The organism is Desulfogranum aggregans (assembly GCF_055398265.1).
Window position 1 is genome coordinate 386,005 of the sequence record NZ_AP042447.1, and the last position, 19,686, is coordinate 405,690.

Annotated in this window: 14 protein-coding genes; 3 read left to right on the forward strand and 11 right to left on the reverse strand. The window is 52.9% G+C overall.

Features of this window, described 5'->3' with window-relative positions:
- The first annotated feature begins 234 nt into the window (after positions 1-234).
- Positions 235-2,016 carry a putative Na+/H+ antiporter gene (locus tag ACZ52Z_RS01825; protein WP_464269057.1) on the forward strand — a complete coding sequence of 594 codons (1,782 nt, stop codon included), beginning with the start codon at positions 235-237 and terminating at the stop codon, positions 2,014-2,016.
- A gap of 15 nt (positions 2,017-2,031) precedes the next feature.
- Here ACZ52Z_RS01825 and ACZ52Z_RS01830 read toward each other — a convergent pair whose 3' ends face one another.
- Positions 2,032-2,205 carry a hypothetical protein gene (locus ACZ52Z_RS01830; protein WP_464269058.1) on the reverse strand — a complete coding sequence of 58 codons (174 nt, stop codon included), beginning with the start codon at positions 2,203-2,205 and terminating at the stop codon, positions 2,032-2,034.
- 211 nt (positions 2,206-2,416) lie between these two features.
- Between ACZ52Z_RS01830 and ACZ52Z_RS01835 the strand changes: the two genes are divergently transcribed.
- Both ACZ52Z_RS01835 and ACZ52Z_RS01840 read left to right on the forward strand, forming a co-directional pair.
- Positions 2,417-4,450, forward strand: a complete 2,034-nt coding sequence (locus tag ACZ52Z_RS01835; protein ID WP_464269059.1) for a molybdopterin-dependent oxidoreductase — start codon at positions 2,417-2,419, stop codon at positions 4,448-4,450.
- Positions 4,451-4,544: 94 nt separating this feature from the next.
- Entirely contained in the window at positions 4,545-6,527 is a 1,983-nt protein-coding gene (locus ACZ52Z_RS01840; protein ID WP_464269060.1) for a PAS domain-containing hybrid sensor histidine kinase/response regulator, read from the forward strand.
- Between the two features lie 88 nt (positions 6,528-6,615).
- Here ACZ52Z_RS01840 and ldhH read toward each other — a convergent pair whose 3' ends face one another.
- The 10 genes from ldhH to ACZ52Z_RS01890 form a co-directional block, all read right to left on the reverse strand.
- Positions 6,616-8,778, reverse strand: a complete 2,163-nt coding sequence (gene ldhH, locus ACZ52Z_RS01845; RefSeq protein ID WP_464269061.1) for an L-lactate dehydrogenase (quinone) large subunit LdhH — start codon at positions 8,776-8,778, stop codon at positions 6,616-6,618.
- 3 nt (positions 8,779-8,781) lie between these two features.
- Positions 8,782-9,408, reverse strand: a complete 627-nt coding sequence (locus ACZ52Z_RS01850) for a LutC/YkgG family protein (RefSeq protein WP_464269062.1) — start codon at positions 9,406-9,408, stop codon at positions 8,782-8,784.
- A gap of 539 nt (positions 9,409-9,947) precedes the next feature.
- Complete coding sequence (locus ACZ52Z_RS01855; protein ID WP_464269063.1) at positions 9,948-11,399, reverse strand: sigma-54-dependent transcriptional regulator; 1,452 nt, start codon at positions 11,397-11,399, stop codon at positions 9,948-9,950.
- 2 nt (positions 11,400-11,401) lie between these two features.
- Positions 11,402-14,029, reverse strand: a complete 2,628-nt coding sequence (locus ACZ52Z_RS01860) for a hybrid sensor histidine kinase/response regulator (protein ID WP_464269064.1) — start codon at positions 14,027-14,029, stop codon at positions 11,402-11,404.
- Between the two features lie 204 nt (positions 14,030-14,233).
- Positions 14,234-15,586 carry an MATE family efflux transporter gene (locus ACZ52Z_RS01865; RefSeq protein ID WP_464269065.1) on the reverse strand — a complete coding sequence of 451 codons (1,353 nt, stop codon included), beginning with the start codon at positions 15,584-15,586 and terminating at the stop codon, positions 14,234-14,236.
- 115 nt (positions 15,587-15,701) lie between these two features.
- Positions 15,702-16,178, reverse strand: coding sequence for a pyridoxamine 5'-phosphate oxidase family protein (locus tag ACZ52Z_RS01870; RefSeq protein ID WP_464269066.1), 477 nt, complete (start codon positions 16,176-16,178; stop codon positions 15,702-15,704).
- A gap of 203 nt (positions 16,179-16,381) precedes the next feature.
- Positions 16,382-17,014 (reverse strand): hypothetical protein, encoded by a 633-nt coding sequence (locus tag ACZ52Z_RS01875; protein WP_464269067.1) that lies wholly within the window; start codon positions 17,012-17,014, stop codon positions 16,382-16,384.
- A gap of 222 nt (positions 17,015-17,236) precedes the next feature.
- Positions 17,237-18,400 (reverse strand): radical SAM protein, encoded by a 1,164-nt coding sequence (locus ACZ52Z_RS01880; RefSeq protein WP_464269068.1) that lies wholly within the window; start codon positions 18,398-18,400, stop codon positions 17,237-17,239.
- Between the two features lie 24 nt (positions 18,401-18,424).
- Positions 18,425-19,027: a TetR/AcrR family transcriptional regulator gene (locus tag ACZ52Z_RS01885; RefSeq protein ID WP_464269069.1), complete on the reverse strand. Its 603-nt coding sequence runs from the start codon at positions 19,025-19,027 to the stop codon at positions 18,425-18,427.
- Between the two features lie 160 nt (positions 19,028-19,187).
- Complete coding sequence (locus tag ACZ52Z_RS01890; RefSeq protein WP_464269070.1) at positions 19,188-19,517, reverse strand: PilZ domain-containing protein; 330 nt, start codon at positions 19,515-19,517, stop codon at positions 19,188-19,190.
- Positions 19,518-19,686 lie beyond the last annotated feature (169 nt).

Genomic DNA, 19,686 nt, shown 5'->3' on the forward strand with positions numbered 1-19,686 from the left:
ATGACCATCTCTGTGGAGAGGCGGTCCTCGCTGAGATTCCCCAGGGCTGGCCTCCTGGTGCTCTAGGTGGCAATCGAATGTGTCTGCAAGAATGGTGGAGGGATCCAACGCATTGTCCTTGTCAAGAGCGCACAAACAATTTAGTCTATCTTCCTGAACATAATAGATAATGTTTCTTTTTCTCCACGAGTGGTGCCCACTCTCGAAAAAAAACGAAGAACCAAAGGGGCATGTATGAAAGTGCGTTCAGTAATTATTCCTTTTTTTCTGTTGTTCCTCTCGCTCGGCTGCGCCTATGCTGCCGGCGATGTACATGATCCGCATGGGGCGGGCACCAACTTTCCGCCGACGTTTACAAGTTATCATGATGAGGAGATTCACAGTGTGCTTGGCATACTCAAGCATCGTATCGCCCATACTCCGTTTAACCTGTTAGCCAGCCTTATTTTTCTTGCAGCTATTGTACATACATTTCTGAGTAGTAAATTTCTCTCCTATGCCCATAAATGGAAGGCCGAGTACCAGAAAGAAATAGAGGCCGGCCGCAAATCAGAAAGTTCAACCCATATTCCTTCGGAAATTTTTCATTTTCTCGGAGAGATTGAGGTCGTGTTCGGGCTCTGGGCGGTGGTGCTTGCTGCGGCCATTGTTTTCTTCTACGATTGGCATACCTTTGTCGAGTATGTAAGCGGAGTGAATTACACTGAGCCGATGTTTGTGGTGGTTATCATGACACTGGCCTCTTCGCGTCCCATCCTGAAATTTTCAGAGCGGATTATGAATCGGATAGCGTCCGTTTTCAAGGGGACGTTGGCAGCGTGGTGGCTAACCATAATGACCATGGGGCCGCTTCTCGGGTCGTTTATTACTGAGCCGGCCGCCATGACCATCTCCGCCATGCTGTTGGCCCAGAAGTTTTACGAACTGCAGCCAAGCCATAGGCTGAAGTACGCCACCATTGCCCTGTTGTTTGTTAATATTTCAGTGGGCGGAACCTTGACCCATTTTGCCGCTCCCCCTGTCCTTATGGTGGCCGCACCATGGAAGTGGGACTTCTTCTATATGCTGACCACCTTTGGCTGGAAGGCGATTATTGGTATCATCATCTGTAATGGTATTGCCTTTCTCGTATTTCGCCGGGAGATCGCCGGTCTGGAGAAAAAATTTATGCTGTCCCAGCTCAAAGTGGAGATCAGGGACAAGTATATAGAGAGTGAATTTTTGAAAAATGATCTTAAACAGGCCGAAGAGCGTATTGGGCAAGATTTGCATTTGGAGCTCGATCGAATAAAGGAAGCAGCCAAGGAGTCGACCCTGACCGCGTGCAACTGTTTGGACAGCACGGATTGTTTGCTGTTGGAGGAGACCTTTGAGCAGGAGTTTGAAGACCTTAAACTGCAGCAGATGAGTGTTTCCGTTCCTGGCTTGCTTCCCCGGGACAAGCGGCCAAAGCTGTACGACCCCAACTGGGACCATCGCTGTGGAGATGTGCCGGGGTGGATCATTGCCGTTCACATAGGCTTCATGGTGTGGACGATTGTCAATGCCCATTATCCGGCAGTCTTTGTCTCCGGGTTGCTTTTTTTTATTGGTTTTGCCCATGTTACCTGGCCTTTTCAAAACACGGTCAACCTGAAGTCTCCCTTGCTGGTAGGTTTTTTCCTTGGCGGTCTGGTTATCCACGGTGGATTGCAGGGATGGTGGATAGCACCGGTACTTGGCAGCTTGAGCGAGCTGCCGCTAATGATCAGTGCCACCCTACTTACGGCGTTTAATGACAATGCCGCCATTACCTATCTGAGCACCCTGGTTCCCGGGTTTACAGAGAGCCTAAAGTACGCCGTGGTGGTGGGGGCAGTGACCGGAGGAGGCCTTACGGTGATTGCCAATGCCCCTAATCCCGCAGGCCAGGCGTTGCTGAAGAACTATTTCAATAACGGCATCTCTCCGTTGCTCCTCTTGACCTATGCTGCGTTGCCGACCCTGGTTATGGCCCTTTGCTTTCTCCTGCTTTAGCAGCAGGTGATTGCCTCAGTACCAGGGGGACGTCTGTGATGCACCCATGATCTGGTAGTGGAGAAAACGATCGTACCTGGCTGCAACATACAGACTCGCCTCGCCGGCCTTCCGGGCGTACCATAAGGGTACTTCCGCCCAGTTGATAAGGCATTGTATGGCCCAGAATCTGGAAGCGATGCGAGTCATTTTCCATCGCTGTTCAATCCGAAAGAGAGATACCTCCGCCGATCCTTGCCTGTTTGAGGAGAACAACCGAATTTTGCAATCCCTTCGGACCGTTTTCCTGACTGCTCTACGCTGACAAGGGGGAGGAGACCAATCGCATGTGCAATAGAGTGGTGGACGCAGGTAATTTCCTGCACTCGCCGCCTCAACTCCAGTCACAAGGTACATGGCTATGCAGAACAAGTGCAGGGTAGAATACAGACACAGCGTCTGTCCGCTTGATTGTCCAGACAGTTGCGGGATCATCGCCCGGTTGGAGGACGGCAAGGTGGTCTCGTTGACCGGTGATCCGGAGCACCCCATCACTAAAGGGTTTCTCTGTGCCAAGATGCGTCACTACACCGAGCGGCTCTATGCAGAGGATCGACTCCTTTTTCCTATGCGCCGGATCGGGGCAAAGGGTGAGGGGAGATTTGAGCGCATCAGCTGGGAGGATGCACTGGAACTGTTGAGCAGCCGATTACAGCAGGTTGTTGCGCAGCACGGAGGTGAGGCAATACTTCCCTATCAGTATGCAGGCAATATGGGGGTGTTGAACAGGAATGCCGGGTATGCGCTGTATCATAAGCTGGGGGCCAGCAGACTGCGGGAAACTATTTGTTCTGCAGCGGCTGGAAGGGCGTGGGACCTGCATTACGGCACCGTTCCCGGTAGTCCGCCCGAGGTCGCCGAAGATGCCGACCTGATTGTCGCGTGGGGCATAAACGTCAAGGTCTCCAATCTTCATTTCTGGCCGGTAATTCGAGCTGCCCGAAAAAAGGGCGCCCGGTTTGTGGTGATAGACCCCTACCGGAATGCGACCGCTGCCAGCGCAGACCTCCATCTGCAGGTGCTGCCCGGCGGCGACAGCGCAATGGCGTTGGGAGCCCTGAAGCACCTGGTGGAGAAAAACAGGGTGAACCGTGCGGCGATCTCTGAGCAGACGAGCGGATTTGCTCCGTTGGAGCGTTATCTGCTCCACACCCCATGGGAAGAGTTTGAAGCGCAAAGCGGGCTGAGTCGAGCAGCGTTGAAGGATTTTGCCGAGTTGCTTGCCGCCCATCCCAAAACCTTTATTCGCATAGGCATCGGGTTGAGTAGAAACAGCCGGGGCGGTATGAGTGTCCGTTCGATTCTCGCCCTAGCTGCAGCGCTTGGTTTGTTCAATGGATTGGAAGGGCAAGGCGTATTGTTGTCCTCCAAGGCTTTTCTCGGCGACAGCGCAGCTCTGCGCTCTCCTCATCTGGCATCCGGCAACCCTCGAGTGATCAATATGGCCCATCTCGGGCACGCACTGACCGCCCTCCAGCCGCCGGTTAAGCTCCTTTTGGTATACAATTCCAATCCGCTGAGTGTGGCACCAGACAGTTCCATGGTCAGAGCCGGACTGCTGCGGGAGGACCTGTATACCGTTGTGCATGAGCAGGTCATGACTCCTACGGCCCGTTACGCGGACCTCCTGCTGCCGGCAACCACCTTTCTTGAAAATGCCGATTTGTATACAGGCTACGGTCACTTTGTCCTCGGGGCAGTTGACCGGGTGATTCAACCCCTCGGTGAAGCCCGCAGTAATTTTGACCTCTTTCAGGACCTGGCCAGGACCATGGGCTTTAATGATCCTCCTTTCCGGCAGACGGCAGCGGAACGTATCCAGGCCTATATGGAGACAATCGATGGCTTGCCTGAGGAGTGTACTGCCTGGGAAGAGGGATTCAGCGGCTGGATTGAATCAACTCGAAAACGGACAGGCACCTCAGTGAAGGAACGGTGGCAGGTTCGCTTCCGGTTTAGTTGTGATGGCGAGCCTGATGTGCCCGCGTTTCCCTGTTTATTGGCTGGCGGAGAGTTTGATGACAAGGACTACGGTTCTCGTTACCCCCTGCGGCTCATCACGCCGCCGCACAGGGATTTACTGAATTCCACCTTTGGCGAAAGATTTCAGGGGCGGTTGGGCACGGTTTTGGTCCATCCACGGGATGCTGCTCTTTTTCACATCACAGACCGGATGGTCGTTACCCTTGAAAACCATCGTGGAAAGGTGAACCGGGTTGCCAGGGTGACAGAGGATACACAGAAAGGGCTTGTGGTTGCGGAAGGACTTTTCTGGTCACCCCACAGTTTAGCCCCTGCGATCAATGACCTTACCTCCCAGAAGACCACTGACATCGGTGCCGGGCCCACATTTCATGAATCAAGAGTGACCATCCGTCCTGCTGCCGACAGATGAGCCATCTTGTCGATTGCGCTCCGTTTGTTGCAATTTTTCTCTGACTGGTTTAGTTGAAAGGGAGACTATTTCCTTTGCAGAAGAGTGGGAAAACATGGACGTCATGAACGATTTTCCGGAAAATGCCAATCAGTTGTATGCACTGGCGATAGAAAGTACCTGCGATGGAATATGGGCCTGGCATGTTCCCAGCGGCAAGGCCTTTTTCAGCCCGCAATACTACGCTATGCTGGGGTATGAGGAAAATGAGCTGCCACCAACCTTCGCCTCCTGGGAGTCGTTGCTCCATCCTGATGATGACGTAAAGGTGCAGCGGGTGATCAACGACTCCCTGCAGGGCAGTACCGACCAATGGAATGTTGAGTACCGATTAAAGACCAAAACCAATGAATGGCGTTGGTTTATTGGCCGGGGCGTGGTGAGAAAGCGTGAGCAGAGCGGTGCACCCGTACTCGTGGTAGGAAGCCATGTGCGAATAGACGAGCAGAAGCGTCTGGAGCAACAGTTGCGGCAGTACCGTGAACTGCTTGAACGAAAGGTGGAAGAAGGAACGCAGGCCCTGCAGCAGGCCTCCTCATTGCTCGAGGCGACCTTTGATGCCATCCCCGATGTTTTAGGTGTTCAGGATAACCAGCACCGGATCATCCGCTATAATGCCGCCGGCTACGGGATGCTGGGCAAGTCCCATGAAGAGGTCGTTGGTAAAAAATGCTATGAACTCATCGGCCGGCAGAAAAACTGCGACAATTGTGCAACCCTGCAGACCTATATCACCAAAAAACCGGCAAATACCGTCAGATTCGAAGAAAGCCTGGGAGCCTGGCTGGATGTGCGATCCTATCCCATTCTGGACGAGACAGGCGAGGTCAGCCTGGTTATCGAACATTTACGGGATATTACCAAAGAAAAAAAGGCTGCTGAGGAAAAAGACCAGCTTAATCGGCAGTTCCTCCATGCGCAGAAAATAACCTCCCTCGGTACTTTGGCCGGCGGCGTAGCCCACGATTTCAACAACCTGCTGATGGGCGTTCAGGGGCGAGTGTCGATTATGGCACTGGAAATGGACAGGTCCGACCCCATGCAGGAACATCTTGCCGCCATTGAGGAATATATTCGCAGTGCATCCAACTTGACTGCACAGCTGCTCGGTGTTGCCCGGAAAGGAAAAAATGAAGTGGAGCCGTTCAATGTAAATGAACTGGTCGCCCATACCGCAACAATGTTCGGCAGAACCCACAAACACATCAAGATAGGCAATGAGCTGATGTCTCAACAGCTCTGCATCTCCGCAGACAGAGGGCAGATCGAGCAGGTTCTTCTGAACCTGTTCATTAATGCTTCCCAGGCGATGCCCGATGGTGGTGACCTTATCCTTCGCTCTTCATGCGTTCACTTTGATGAACATGAGCAACGACCGGGACAACTCCCCCCTGGGGCCTATGCTAAGCTCTCCATCATCGATACCGGGGTGGGGATGGATGAAACCGTACTGACAATGATATTTGATCCTTTTTTTACCACCAGGAAAAAGGAACGCGGGACTGGTCTTGGCCTTGCCTCGGCGTATGGCATCATAGAAAATCACAGGGGATGGATAGGTGCTGCGAGTACAGTAGGCAAAGGGAGCACCTTTGAAATATTTCTTCCCCTGAGTTCAGGTGTATCCCGCAAACAGCCAGTTGAGCGACCTGAAGGGCTGCGAAAAGGAAGGGAAAGCATCCTAATTGTCGACGATGAAGAGATCGTGGTGCAGGCGCTGCAAAAGGTGCTTGAGCGTCTCGGCTACACGGTATGGAGTGCAAACGGCGGGACAAAGGCGCTCGCAGATGTACGCCGGCTGGGCAGCCAGCTCGATCTGGTGATCCTTGATATGTTGATGCCGGGCCTGGACGGGAGTAAGGTGTTTGCGGGGATCAAGCAATTGAATCCAGACTTGCCTGTCCTGCTCTGCAGCGGCTATGCACCTGATGAGCAGATAGAGCGTTTGATCGGTGAAGAGTGTAATGGGTTTATTAAAAAGCCTTTTGGTGTTCAGGCATTATCTGAACAGTTGAGAGCAATCTTTGACCGGAAGTAGTGCCGCAAGGAAAGAACAAGGCAGTGCAGCAACGAATGCCTGCGCATGAAGTGTCGCTGCACTGCTCCGGATCGTTTTGGGCAATCTGTTACTGATGCGGTTTGTTCATGCGCTCACTGAGCAGTTCCGCCACGTGCTTGACCTTCATGGAAGATCCTTTGGCTTTCAAACCGCCCCGTATCTGCATAATGCACCCCGGACAGTCTGTCAGCAGGGTTGCTGCCCCGGTAGCCTCCACATTGGTCATTTTATTGTTCAGCAGTTCCCGGGAAAGTTCCGGGAACTTGGCCGAATAAGTGCCGCCGAATCCGCAGCAGACTTCTTCCTCGGCCGCCTCCCGGTAATCAGCGCCGGCTATCTGCATGAGGTTGCGCGGTGCCTCATGGACATCCAATCCTCTGCAGAGGTGACAGGGAGCATGGTAGGTCACTGACTGGTTGTCCCCGCTGAACTGTTCGGGCTCGACCTGGAGCACGTCATGGACAAAGGAGCTGAAATCAATAACCTTGGCGCTGAAGTCCTTGACCTTCTCCGTGTAGGCGGGGTAACCCTCCACCAGCTTGGGATAGCTGTGCTTGAGGTGGGAGGCGCAGGAAGCGCAAAGGGTGACGATATAGTCACACCCCTCTCCGGCAAAGGCATCGATATTGCTGCGCGTGATATCAATGGAAGCCGCTTTTTCCCCCATCATCTGTACTGGCAGGCCGCAGCAATTCTGTTCCATGGGGTAGGTCATGGCGACATTGTTGGCTGCAAAAAGTTCAACTGCCGCTTCCATCTGTTCCGGATAAACAAAGTCCTGTACGCATCCGGAAAAGAGGGCAACTTTGCAGCGCGGCTGTTTAATCTCCTGCTGCAGCTCCGGCCAGCGGTCACGAAATGGTTTGGCAGCTACCGTGGGGAGGGCCTTGTAGTCGTGCTCCTTGAAAAAAAGCATGGGCAAATGCCGCAGGAAACCATCGCCGGCTGCAACCGGTTTTTGCGCCCATTTGGCAACGCGAAGCAGGCGATGAAAGAGCTTTCTGTTTTTGAGCACCTTTCCCAGCAGAAGCGAAGGGGTTGGCTGCCCCTCTTCTTCCTGGATGCGAATCTGTACCTCTTTGATGAGTCGCGGCAGGTCAATCCCGGCAGCACAGATATCTTTGCAAGCCTCACAGTTGATACAGTTCTGGACCAGGTTTCTGGCCTTCTCGGTGCCGTGGAAAAAGTAGGTCAGGATCAGGCCGATAGCGCCGATGTAGATGTGGCCCATCTTGTGTCCACCCACCAAACGATAAACCGGGCAGACATTGGCGCAGGCTCCGCAGCGAACGCAGCTTAATACCTGCGAGAACAGCGGGTCGGCTGCCATTTCCATTCGGCCGTTGTCCAGCAGTACGAAATGGATCTCTTTCTTCTCGTTTTTGCCGGTGGCACAGTCGTTGGCCCCGGCAATCCAGGTCACGTAGGAGGTAATCTGCTGACCGGTGGCATTCTTGGGAAGCACCTTGAGGATGCGGAGCGCGTCATGCATGGTTGGGAGCAGTTTATCCAGACCAATCAGCGCAATGTGCACCGGTGGCAGGGTGGCAGCCATCCGGGCGTTCCCCTCATTGGTGACCAGACCGATACCGCCGGTTTCCGCAACAGCGAAATTGGCTCCGGTGATGCCGATGTCGGCATCGAGGAACTTTTGCCGTAGCTCGCGACGTGCTACCTTGACCAGCTGTTCGATGTCCGGCTCCTGCTGTTTACCGGTGACATCGGTGAACAGGTCCTTGACCTGGTAGCGAGACAGATGGATAGCCGGCATTACCATGTGGGAGGGGCCTTCATGGCGTAACTGGATTATCCATTCGCCCAGGTCGGTTTCGGTCACCTCAAAGCCCTGGTCTTCCATGGCATGGTTGAGCAAAGTTTCTTCCGCGGTCATGGATTTGGCTTTAATGACCCGGCTGGCGTTGTGATCTTTGCCGATTTGGCAGATGATCGCATTCGCTTCGTCTGCATCTTTGGCCAGGTGGACCTTGACGCCGGCGGCCTCGGCATTTTCCTTGAAGGTGGCATAGAGTGCCTGCAGGTCATCGGGGCCGAACTGTTTGGAATCCGCCACCTCCTGAATCAATCCCTTCACGTCCATACCCGCAAAGGCCTTTGCCCGGCCTTCGCGATAGGCAACGGCAAAGGTGTCCAGGGTCTTGCGAAGGAAGTCGTTATCCAGGGATTCCCTGCACTCAGCTTTGTATTCCTTCATGTTGTGTGCTTGTTGCATGGGCTAATCCTCCAACAGTAATATATGCAGTTCCAGCGGGCCGTGAACTCCAAGGGCAAGGACCCGTTCGATGTCGGCTGTACGGCTGGGACCGGTGATAAAGGCGGTGAAATTCGGTTTTCTTTTTGAATGATCAACCAGAAAGGATTCTGCATCATAGCTGTCGGCGACGATTTTTGATGCAGGCAACAGGCAAACGTGGAATTCGCTCAGCATGGTGGCCAACCGCAACTCCTCGTTGGAGCTGTCAATGACCAGGGTGCCAGTTTCAGCTATCCCGATGTCGGCAATCGTAAAGCCGATATCGACCCCGGCTCCATGATTACGCATGCCGGAGTTAACATAGAGAAAACCGTTTTCGGTACAGAGCTGTTCGAGCTGGGCATCGATTGCCGGTTCAAGTCCTGGTGCGGCAATGATTTTGCGCTGCTTTGTCTCGCACAGCTCTCCAGCTTTGTCAGAGAGTGGAAATTCACAGCCTGCAACCTGGATTTTACAGGCTTCTTTTTCGTCGCAGAGCGTAACCAGGTACGCAAGGGCCTGGTCTATTGAGGCTACCGGTTGGACAACCGCAGACACGGCCTCGGCTTGTTGGGTGAAGCGTGCACTAGGGTGATGTTCACCTGTCATGGTGTTTTCTCCTTACAAATCACGGGTAGAAGTGGTTATTCTCATCGATCTGTTGCTCCATGTTGAACGGGCTGGCTGTCATACAGCAGCTTTCGGGAAAAATGCAGTCTCAAGTAGATGCAACTTAGTTCGAAAAGTGCCGAGTCGGGGAGTATGAAAGGGGTACGGTATACTTGCTAGCAGATGGTATGCCATGTGTAATTTTTTTTATTAACCGTGTAAAATCTGCTGGATGGACGGGTGAAGCGGACCCAGGGGGCACGGGAAAAGGGAGAATGTGTCTTTTTTCTAGGACCGGTTTTGCCAACCCTGGAGCAGTATGGGTGAGTAAGCAGAGGGTGGCACCACTGCTGCACAGGTTCAGTGCAGATTCTTTTTTGTCATAATTGCTGGAAGAACAGTATGTTGAGTTGAAAATTCAGGGTCATTTATAAGCTTTTCAGCGAAAGCCTTGCTGTCTGTAAATCAGGACATCAGCGCTGAGAATAATACGGCAGGGGTTTATCGTTCCACCATATGCTGTTTTGTTCCTGTTGCTGCTATACCTCGAGGGTGAGGTCGTATTTTTTCAGTAACAGATAGAAGTGGGAACGGGAGAGACCTGATTTGTTTAATATATCAGGCACGTTGCCGTCGCATTGTCGAATGGTCTCCCCCAGGTAGACTTTCTCGGCCGTGGCCTTGAATTCTTTGAGCGGGGGCAAGGTGGAATCGAAAATATCCTCAAAGAGCTGTTGTCCTATTTTTCGTACATTCCCTTCCGGATCAGGGGCCCCTTCTGTTGCAGCGAGATCTTTTGCACCGGTCAACTGTTCTATTTGCTCTTTGGCAACTTTCACCCGCAGTTCCCTGGAAAGGTGGACGCTATACAGGATGCCCTCATCTCCGGCATTGATGACCGCCCGCTCCAGAATGTTGAAGAGTTCGCGTACATTTCCCGGCCAATCATAGCGCTCAAGAGTATGGAGAAAATCATCACTTGTTGCTTTGAGGGGAACACCGAATATCGAGCACAGCTGTTCAAGCCGGGAAGCGGTAAGCTCGCCGATATCCTGCCGCCGATGACGAAGAGGAGGCAGGTGGATGCGGATGGTTTTTATTCGAAACAGGAGGTCTTTACGGAAGGTTCCCTGTTCAACCATCTGGTCCAGGTCTTTATTGGTAGCGGCAATCAACCGAAAATTACTCGTCGTCTCTTGGGTGTCACCCACAGGGCGAAAATGTTGTTCCTGGAGTACCCGAAGTAATACCTTTTGCATGGAAAGCGGCATTTCGCCGATCTCGTCGAGAAAGAGCGTGCCGTTGTCCGCCAGTTTAATCAGGCCGATCCGATCGGAAAGGGCGTCGGTAAAGGCCCCTTTCCTGTGGCCGAATAGGGTTGATTCCACCAAGGACTCTGTGAGGGAGGCACAGTCTACGACAACGAATTTTCCCTTGGAGCGATTGCTGTTGGCGTGAATAGTGGTTGCAAAGAGTTCCTTCCCTGTGCCGGTCTCGCCGGTGATGAGTACGCTTGCCTCGGAGCGGGCAGCTTTGGCTGCAGTCTGCAGACAGGCGGTTATGACAGGACTTTTTCCGATAACCGTGTTGACTGCGAGTTCCTCATGTTCTTTTCTTTTTTTCTTTTCTTTACGATAGGTCAGGGCCCTGTTCAGGGTCAGTCGAATTTCCCTGACACTGGATGGTTTGAGGAGGTAGTCCCATACCCCGCTCTGAATGGCCAGTTCGGCTCCATCAGGATCACCTTTACCTGTGAGGATAATGACCTCGGGCGGATCGGCCAGTTCCATGATCTGCGGGAGCATCTCAATGCCATTGCCATCGGGCAGACGAACGTCAAGAAACACCACATCGTACGCAGAACGGCACAGTTCGTTGTATCCTTCCTCCAGGGTGTAGGTCTGGGTGCAGGTATGTCCCATGCGCGAGATAAGGCTTTCCATGGTTGCACAGGTATCCTTGTCGTCGTCGATTATCAGCATGTGTTCCATGGTCATTGTCTCCGAGCAGCCAGGGCGCTGAACGCCTGCTCTAGTTTTTGTCGGTCATAGGGTTTACGAACAACTTCAATAATATTGGGGATCCCTGCTGCAGCGGCCGCTGCCTCCTCTCTGCCTGACACCAGGATAACCGGCAAGGGAAAGAGTTTGTTGGCCAGTTCCACGCCGCTGCACTCGGGCATGTCGTAATCGGTGAGCACAACATCTATGGTGGTTGTCTCGCTGTTGGCCGTCGCAAGAGCCTCGGATGGTCGCTGGACCGCAATTACCCGATATCCCATATCCTGCAGGATTCGTGGGGTGGAGTCAAGCTGATCCATGTCATCTTCCACAAAAAGAACGGTAGCATCCTCTGTGGGCAGAGCTGTTTTCTCTGTTGGTGCAGAGAGCTGCCTTTTTTCCGTAACCGGAAAGTAAAGGGTAAATTCGGTACCACGTCCTTTTTTACTTTCCACCCGTATTACTCCCCGGTGTCCGCTGATGATTCCATGAACCACCGCCAGCCCGAGTCCGGTGCCTTCGCCGATATCCTTGGTGGTGAAAAAAGGATCAAATATTTTATCCACCACGTCCTGTGCTATGCCCGGGCCGTTGTCTTTGACCCGGAGGACAGCATAGTTTCCAGGATCAAGTCCCAGCTCCCCGGCGTGGGGACCCACCAACTCGATCTGTTCCAACAGCAGTTGCAAGCTGCCGCCGGAGGGGCTGAGGGCCTGAAAGGCGTTGGTGCAGAGGTTGAGGATGACCTGGTGCAGCTGGGTGGGGTCACCCAAAATAAAGCATTCCTTCTCCCCCAGTTCTGCTGAGACAGTGATGGAGGAGGGCATGGACGCGTCCAGGAGCATCAAGACTTCGTTGATCACTGTGCGGACATCAACCACCTGAAATTGTTCCATGGTCGGCCGGCTGAAAGAGAGAATGCGTTTGACCACCTGTCCACCACGGCGGGCGGCCTTGAGCACCCGTTGCAGATCCTTTTCAGTTTGGCTTCCGGGGGGGACGTCGTCAATGGCGAGTTCGGTTGAGTTGATGATGGAGGTAAGGATATTGTTGAAATCGTGAGCTATACCACCGGCCAGTGTACCGATGGCTTCTAATTTCTGTGACTGAAGAAGCTGTTTTTCCAGGTTTTGCTCCCTGGTCACGTTTTCGGCGGTGCTCAGGATGCCGAAGAGTTTACCCTGGGGATCACGCAAGGGGACTTTATTGACTTCTATCCAGCCCAGTTCGCCGTCCTGAAATTCGATTTTTTTTCGGATTTTACGAACCGCTTTGCGGCTATTCACCACTGCAACGTCAGCGCTGCGCGACCATTGTACGTAATCGCTGTCATACACCACATCCCTGGTGGAACGCCCTTCAATGGAATCAAGGTGTTCAATCCGGAAAAATTCCATAAAAGCGCGGTTGGCGCCGAGGTATTTGCCGGATATTTGTTTCCAGGAGACCAGTTGGGGAATCGTGTCCATCAATGTTTCCTGAAAGGCGAGCTGGTCAATTACTTTCCGTTCAACCCTGCGCCTGGCGATCATGTTGCTGCCCAGGAGGACAAGGGCGATACACAGGAGCAGAATGGAGATCATAATGGTCCAGAAAAGTTCTTTGGGCAACTCATAGAAAGCGTGGGGGGCGTTGAGGATCACTGCATCGCTTGGGAGCAGGTCCCTGTCAATCCCCAGCCGCTGCGTGACCGTGTAGTCAAACATATACCTGCCGGCAGCCCCATGGACAACAGGGATTGCCTCAGCCGATTCTCCTTGCAGCACCCTCAAGGCCATCTCCGCCGCCTGCCTGCCGTGAATGATGCCGGAGAGCATGTAACCGCCGACAGCTCCATGGCCAAGTAAAAAATCCCAGGCCGTGTAGATAGGGATGGTGGAGTGTCTGTAAATTGCAGCCATCACCTCTTCTGCAACATAAAACTTACCCTCAATAGTCTGGTACCAGGGGGTGAAGAAGAAAATGGTGTCGTCGGAAAGCTGTTGAGCACGCTGCAGTGTTTCTTTGAGGGGAAGCTGAAACCAGAATTCAACCTGAATATCGTTTTCGTGGGAGTGCATCATGGCATGAACCTGCCGTTCTATCGCTCTTCCAGCAGTGGATTGGTCGCCGACTACCACCATGTTTTTTACTTGCGGATGCAGCGTTCTGGCTATGGCGATGGTAGCGGGAAGATCAAAGCTTTCCACTACACCGGTGATGTTACCGCTGGAGAGATCAACGGAGGCAATATCGTTAACGCCGCAGAAAATGATCGGTATACCTGCAAACAGCTGGGAACGATAGTGGAGGACAAAGTTGAGGGCATCGTTATCGGATACGATGATCACATCAAACTGTTCGTTCCGGAATTTTTCTCCATACAGGGTTGCCAGGTGAGAGTTGATGTAATCATAGTTGTACTTTTTGGCATCCATATACTCTATCTGCAGATCCACCTTGTAGTTGCTTTCATCCACTACCGAGCGTATTCCCTCCAGCAGTTGGTCCGACCATTGATACCCGTGGTGGTAGGAATTGAGATACAGAACATTTTTATTTTCAGGGGAAGCGGTTGCCAGTGACAGGGGGAAAAGGCCGCTAATGCAGGTCGCCAGGATAAATAATCGAAAAGCAGGCATGCGTATAGAACTCGGTAAAAGGGATGTTTGCAGTTAAAAAAGGCTTGGATATTCACACTATGATAAGCATATTTCAGGCCGGATGATCAGAAAAAATACTCCTTGCACTCAGGAGGCTGGAGAACAGCTGGGAAAAAATTCAGACAGGATGTGCTCCGTTTAAGGCCGGAAAACAGAACCGTTTTGAGAGAAAGGGAAAGCGATTCAGTTGCTTCTTGCCGGCGGGTTGAGTTGGAGAGGACTGTTTCGGATACCTGGCCATATACGCAGAATGCCGAGGCAGGCCCTGATGGCAATCCACGCGCCGATGGTCACCCATATGTACTCCAGGGTGGTGGTACTGGTAAGATGCATAAGCCAAAGAACTGCAGCGGCGAACACCGTAGCCACCAGGACACCATTTCTCAGGAAGGGAAAATCACCGGTGCCCCAATGGATGCCGTCAGTGATAAAGGCCATGGCGGCGATGGGTTGCAGCATCGCGGCAATGGTCCAAGCAGGGTAAAAATAATCGAGCCCGGAAGGTGGAACAAACAGTACTGCTGCTCCTGAAGAACCGGTAAGCATCGCACCCATCAGCAGCGTGCCGACCAGGAGGCTTTGCATGGTGACAAACCTGGCGACCTGTCTGGCCTGCCAGCGCTGTCCTGAGCCAAAGAAAAAGCCGACAACACTTTGGGCGGTGATAGCTGAAGCATCCAGAAAGAGATTGGTGAATACCCAGACCTGACGGACAGCCTGGTGAGCAGCACCGACGTTAGCTCCCAGCAGGGTAGCCATCCGGGTGGCAAGGAGGAGAAAGAGGATCAATGTCCCGGTTCGAATAAACATATCCCTGCCGATCTGCAACAGTCTGGTGATATCGCCGACCCGTATGGCACGGGTAAAGCCAAGCTCCCTGTAGACCAGGAAAACAGCCCATGCCGCGCCCATAGCCTGGCTGATCACGCTGGCCAGGGCTGCCCCGGCTATACCCATAGCCGGAAACGGTCCGGGGCCGAAAATCAGCAGCCAGTCCAGGATAATGTTGAGCGCATTCACGGCCACTGCAATGGAGAAGGGGGAGCGCATGTCGCCCAAACCGTAAAGAATGCCAACGGCGGTCATGGTAAGGAGCACCGATGGTGCCCCCAGTGCACGAATGTGTATGTAGGTTGACGCATGACGCAGGACCGTTCCCTCCGTCCCCATCAAGGCTGCCAGCAGTTCAGCGTAATGCCAGGTTATTGCTGCCATTACCAGGCCAATCGCCGCTGCCGTAACCAGGGCCAGGCTTCCTATTCGTCTGCCCTGCAGCAGGTTATCGCTTCCCTGAGCGTGCGAGATTTCCGTCTGGCTGCCTACACTGAGAAAGTTGAAGACCCACAACCCGCTGGTAAGGATAACGGTACCAGCACCAAGGGCGGAGAGTGCTTCTGCCCCCAGCCTGGAGATACATGCGGTATCCACCAGGCCGGTCAACGGTTCGGCAAGCAGCGAAAACAGGACAGGAGTCCAGAGGAGCAGAAAATTGCGATAGGGAGCGCTCAGAAACTCCTGTATGGAGGAGGCCTTCATTGAGTAAGTATGGAACGAAGAGGAGGGCGGTGGCAGTCGAAAAACGACGCTGCCTGGTGCTCTCCCAAGGAGAGGAGCAGGCTACGGAGCCGGGAAGCGGAGAGTTTCAGCACTTTTACGCTTCAGCATGATCCTTGGATTGTTTTCCGCATATATGTTCAATGACAATTTTCCAGACGCGGACGTTGTCCGTTGAAAGAGCGCTGAAATCCCATTCCCGGTCCGAATAATGGGCCATGATCTGGTGGAGACCGGCAACTTTTTCCTCAGCGGTTAGCAGTTCGGTTATGGCACCGTATCCGATAACCGATTGGAACGAAAAGGACCAGTGGCAGGGTTTCTCCGAATGTTGAACCAGCTTGACCTCACGTTCGCACTCAAAACAGACTTGGGGATTTTCCTGGATATACTCAATCTTTTTCCCGGCATGAACCGCTGAATGAAAGTAGATTGCCTGCCCGTCATAGCCAAAGGAAACCGGTACAATGTAGGGGCGATTATCTTTTGCCAGGCCGATCCGGCAAATCATGCTGTTGCGGACAACCTCTGAGATAACCTCGGGGTCTTTGATTTGTTTATCTGCTCGTCTCATGATGGTTTTTCAAGGAACCTTGTTCCCACGCCGGGAGGAGTGAGTGTTGAGAAAAGAGCCGGACGCATGGCGGCTCCGCGATCCACCTGGAGTGCTGTCCTGTCCCAACCACCGGCGCGGGCCAATATACGCCATTCTTTTTCATGGACTGATCAATCTACATATCTTTTCGAAAAATGACAAAATGCTTAAGAGAATGCGGTCTAGGAAGAATGGGCAATCACAATGCGACATTTTTCATTCTGCTCAAGGGCTGCTACCAGCGCCTCACGGGCATAGCCCTGGGCATCCTCTATGGCTATTTCCTGTACCTGATCGAGCAGCCATGGACGTGTTTGAAAAAAGGTCAGGATGGTACCTGTCTTCATCGTGACCCCGCCGCGCAGCAGCTCTGCTCCTCTGTCCTTGGCAATAGAGTTAAACAATTTGAGGTATATGGCTATTTTTTCATGGTTCACTTCGGCTTGGTCAGCGGTATGGTGCACAGATCGAAGGTGCGAGTGAATGCTGTTTTTGCGGTATATGGCTCCTGAGAGACCGGGCATGGCCGCAGAAAGAGCGACCACCGCATCTGACTCCGTCAACGGGGCATGGACATCATCCATGGCCGTGCCATTGAGAAAAATGGTCTGCACTTCGTTGTCGATATATTCGGGGGTGAACCCCGGGATTTTCTCCAGAAACGAGAGAATGGATTCCCCGGCAGTGGTTTCAATCTCAATCCCTGACTGCAGAAGGGTGGTGAATTTTTCCATTCCTTCATCACTCAACTTGATCGTGATCGTCGGTGGCTGGGGCACGGAAACGGGAGTGGCCGCATTGATGGGAGTGGTCATTGATATTCTCCTGGGCTTAACGTATTGAAGAGGTGGTGTTGTCTCTGGAATAAGCGCTTGCAAGCAAAGCAGACAGTGCGTTGACTGTACAGGTGATAAAGCCGGTTTCCCCAGCTGTACCCCTCCAGAAAGGTTGTTCAACCGGTTGCCTTATGGGTTCCGGGGAAAAATGGATGCAGTCGCAGGGGCATGGCAGTTCCTGGCACATGTTTAAAACACCTTTCAGATAAAGCGTTGGATAATGGTGTCGATTATCTGGTCCATGTTTTCTACGGTGGCACCGAATTCGTCACACATTTTTTGTGCGTATCCCCGTAGCGCTGGATCTTTAAGGTCGCGAAGACGTGCCATGCGGTGCGTACGCCGGCCAATGCAAAAAAGCAGTTGCTCTTTTGGCGGCAATTGCAGAAACTCTTGAACCGGGGCAAGGATTTGTTGTCGTTGTTCCGGAAGGATCCCATCGACCTCGGGCAGGAGGTTGAGGATATGATCGCTGCGTATGGTGCTGCTTATTCCATCCAGGTTTTCCAGAAACAGCAGCAGTTCCCTGGCAGTTTCCACATCCCCCATTTTGTCAAACTGTCCCTGGAGGTAGGTGCTGGTGAGCGGTGCTCCCTGGGGAAGGGCCAGGGTACGCAGCCTGATATAATCCGGGTTGATCTGATTAAGGGCATCAGCGGTTTCCAGAGCGTTTTCCCGTGAGAGGCTCCTGCCTCCAAGACCGGGCATGTAGTACTCGGATAACTGGATGCCAGCTTTTTTCACCTTCTGTCCCGCCAGTACCTGGGTTGCCTTGTCGACACCTTTATGTACCATTGCCAGCACGGTATCTGAACCGGATTCCATCCCGATGTGGATGCGATTGAGCCCTGCCTCTGCAATCCGCTGCAGGTCGGCATCGCTGATTTTTGCAAGCGTCTGTGAACGGGCGTAGGAGGTGATGCGTTCTATCCCCGGAAATGCTTCACGTAACCTGTTGAGGATGCGGATAAGGTCTTGCGGGCGAATGATCAGGCTGTTGCCATCCTGCAGAAAGACGGAGCGCATGCCTCCGGCAACGAATGCATGTGCTGCATACAGTGCCTGCTGGTCGGTGGTATCGTCAATTTGTCTGTGCAGTCGGTTTGCGCCGGAGCGGTTCGGGTGTTCCCGCTTTTCGAGAATGGCGTCGACGTGAGCGCGGACCGTATCAATGTCCCGCAGGACATGGTCAATGGGACGCCTGCTGAACTGTGCCCCCTTGTATACCGGGCAGAAGGTGCACCTGTTCCATGGGCAATTGCGAGTGATACGGATAAGCAGACTTTCCGCCTCGCTCGGCGGACGTATGGGGCCCTGCTCAAATCCTGTATAAGGTTGCTGTTCTTTGCTGTTTGGCTGCGGCATTTTCCGTATTATTCAAGGAAGTGGTTAGAGAGGGCGATCGCCGTGGCAGACTGTGTTTTTCTCCCGGGAGGCGTAGGAGGTGATCAAGGTTTCCGTTGCCCTGCGGAAGGCCGGAACCCCGCCGGAAGAGCGTGCTACAATCTGAACCCCAACCAGAAAAGAGAAAAAAGCATAGGCAGCGTCTTGCTCTTTTCCACTGAAAAATAATGAGTTGTCTTCTCTTCCCTGGGAAAAGACAGTGGAAAAGGTTGCAACAGTATGCTGGATAGTTTGTTCTAAAATATGCACAGAGCCCTCTGCCAGGGTATTGCTGTCCGTACTGATTGAGCCGACAAGGCAGAGTTTGTTGGCGGCAAGGCCAGCTTCAAAGACAGCTGCCAGTTTGCACAGTTTTTCAGGAGCAGCCCCTTCACCGTCTACTATTTGGCTGTAATCCGCCCCATAGGTGAGTCGGCACCGCTCAAGCAGGGCGTCGATCAGGTCTGTCTTTTTGGGGAAATGGTGATGAATGCTAGCTTTTCGAATCCCCACGCTGTCACTGATGTGTTTATAGCTCATGGCATTCACACCAACAGTTTGTATGAGGTCTTCTGCCACGTCAAGGATTTGTGTTCGAGTATCGTTCATAGGTTACCAGCCTACTAAAAGGTAGGTTTCGTGTCAAGTGTTTTGCATAAGGCATAGCTGGCAAAAGGTGAGGATCGAATCACGTCCATTGCTGCAGGGAATGCTGGCTACAAGGACGAGGTGGGGTAGGGTGAGTGAGGACACTGCGCCGGCATCCGGCTTATTTTTTCATCTTGTGGAAGTATATGGGCACCAGGGCTATCCATTCCAAACGGTCCTCAAAACTGATGGCCATGCCCCCCTCGACCAGGCGAACAACCTTTCCTTTCAGCTGATCGATGACCAATCGACTGCTGGTACCCTTGAGCGCAATGTGCAGTTCACAGGCACAGCCCATTTCAGGCGTGTTTTCTGCCTCGACAAAGACTCCTAGTGCACTGATATCACGTAATCTCCCGTGATACGTACTTTCAGTGGAAGGTACATGGCAGACGATATCCGCATTAAACGGCATGCGAAACGCTTTTCTTCGATCCTTTGCTTCGTTCAAAGTCCGTTCCTGTAGAGTGGGTGGTTGACAAGTGAATGGACAATGCAGCTCACGCTGTGACCATGGCCAAAACAGCCTATATTACCCTGTTTGCTTGGCTTTACAAGCAGAGAATCTCGGCCTGTGAACCGGGGAGGGATGGAACGAGCAGGGGGGTATGGATATTGGC

Excerpts from the sequence above, each read along its gene's own strand:
- ACZ52Z_RS01825 (WP_464269057.1), top strand. The coding sequence starts at position 235 with ATGAAAGTGCGTTCAGTAATTATTCCTTTTTTTCTGTTGTTCCTCTCG.
- ACZ52Z_RS01830 (WP_464269058.1), bottom strand. The coding sequence starts at position 2,205 with ATGACTCGCATCGCTTCCAGATTCTGGGCCATACAATGCCTTATCAAC.
- ACZ52Z_RS01835 (WP_464269059.1), top strand. The coding sequence starts at position 2,417 with ATGCAGAACAAGTGCAGGGTAGAATACAGACACAGCGTCTGTCCGCTT.
- ACZ52Z_RS01840 (WP_464269060.1), top strand. The coding sequence starts at position 4,545 with ATGGACGTCATGAACGATTTTCCGGAAAATGCCAATCAGTTGTATGCA.
- ldhH (WP_464269061.1), bottom strand. The coding sequence starts at position 8,778 with ATGCAACAAGCACACAACATGAAGGAATACAAAGCTGAGTGCAGGGAA.
- ACZ52Z_RS01850 (WP_464269062.1), bottom strand. The coding sequence starts at position 9,408 with ATGACAGGTGAACATCACCCTAGTGCACGCTTCACCCAACAAGCCGAG.
- ACZ52Z_RS01855 (WP_464269063.1), bottom strand. The coding sequence starts at position 11,399 with ATGGAACACATGCTGATAATCGACGACGACAAGGATACCTGTGCAACC.
- ACZ52Z_RS01860 (WP_464269064.1), bottom strand. The coding sequence starts at position 14,029 with ATGCCTGCTTTTCGATTATTTATCCTGGCGACCTGCATTAGCGGCCTT.
- ACZ52Z_RS01865 (WP_464269065.1), bottom strand. The coding sequence starts at position 15,586 with ATGAAGGCCTCCTCCATACAGGAGTTTCTGAGCGCTCCCTATCGCAAT.
- ACZ52Z_RS01870 (WP_464269066.1), bottom strand. The coding sequence starts at position 16,178 with ATGAGACGAGCAGATAAACAAATCAAAGACCCCGAGGTTATCTCAGAG.
- ACZ52Z_RS01875 (WP_464269067.1), bottom strand. The coding sequence starts at position 17,014 with ATGACCACTCCCATCAATGCGGCCACTCCCGTTTCCGTGCCCCAGCCA.
- ACZ52Z_RS01880 (WP_464269068.1), bottom strand. The coding sequence starts at position 18,400 with ATGCCGCAGCCAAACAGCAAAGAACAGCAACCTTATACAGGATTTGAG.
- ACZ52Z_RS01885 (WP_464269069.1), bottom strand. The coding sequence starts at position 19,027 with ATGAACGATACTCGAACACAAATCCTTGACGTGGCAGAAGACCTCATA.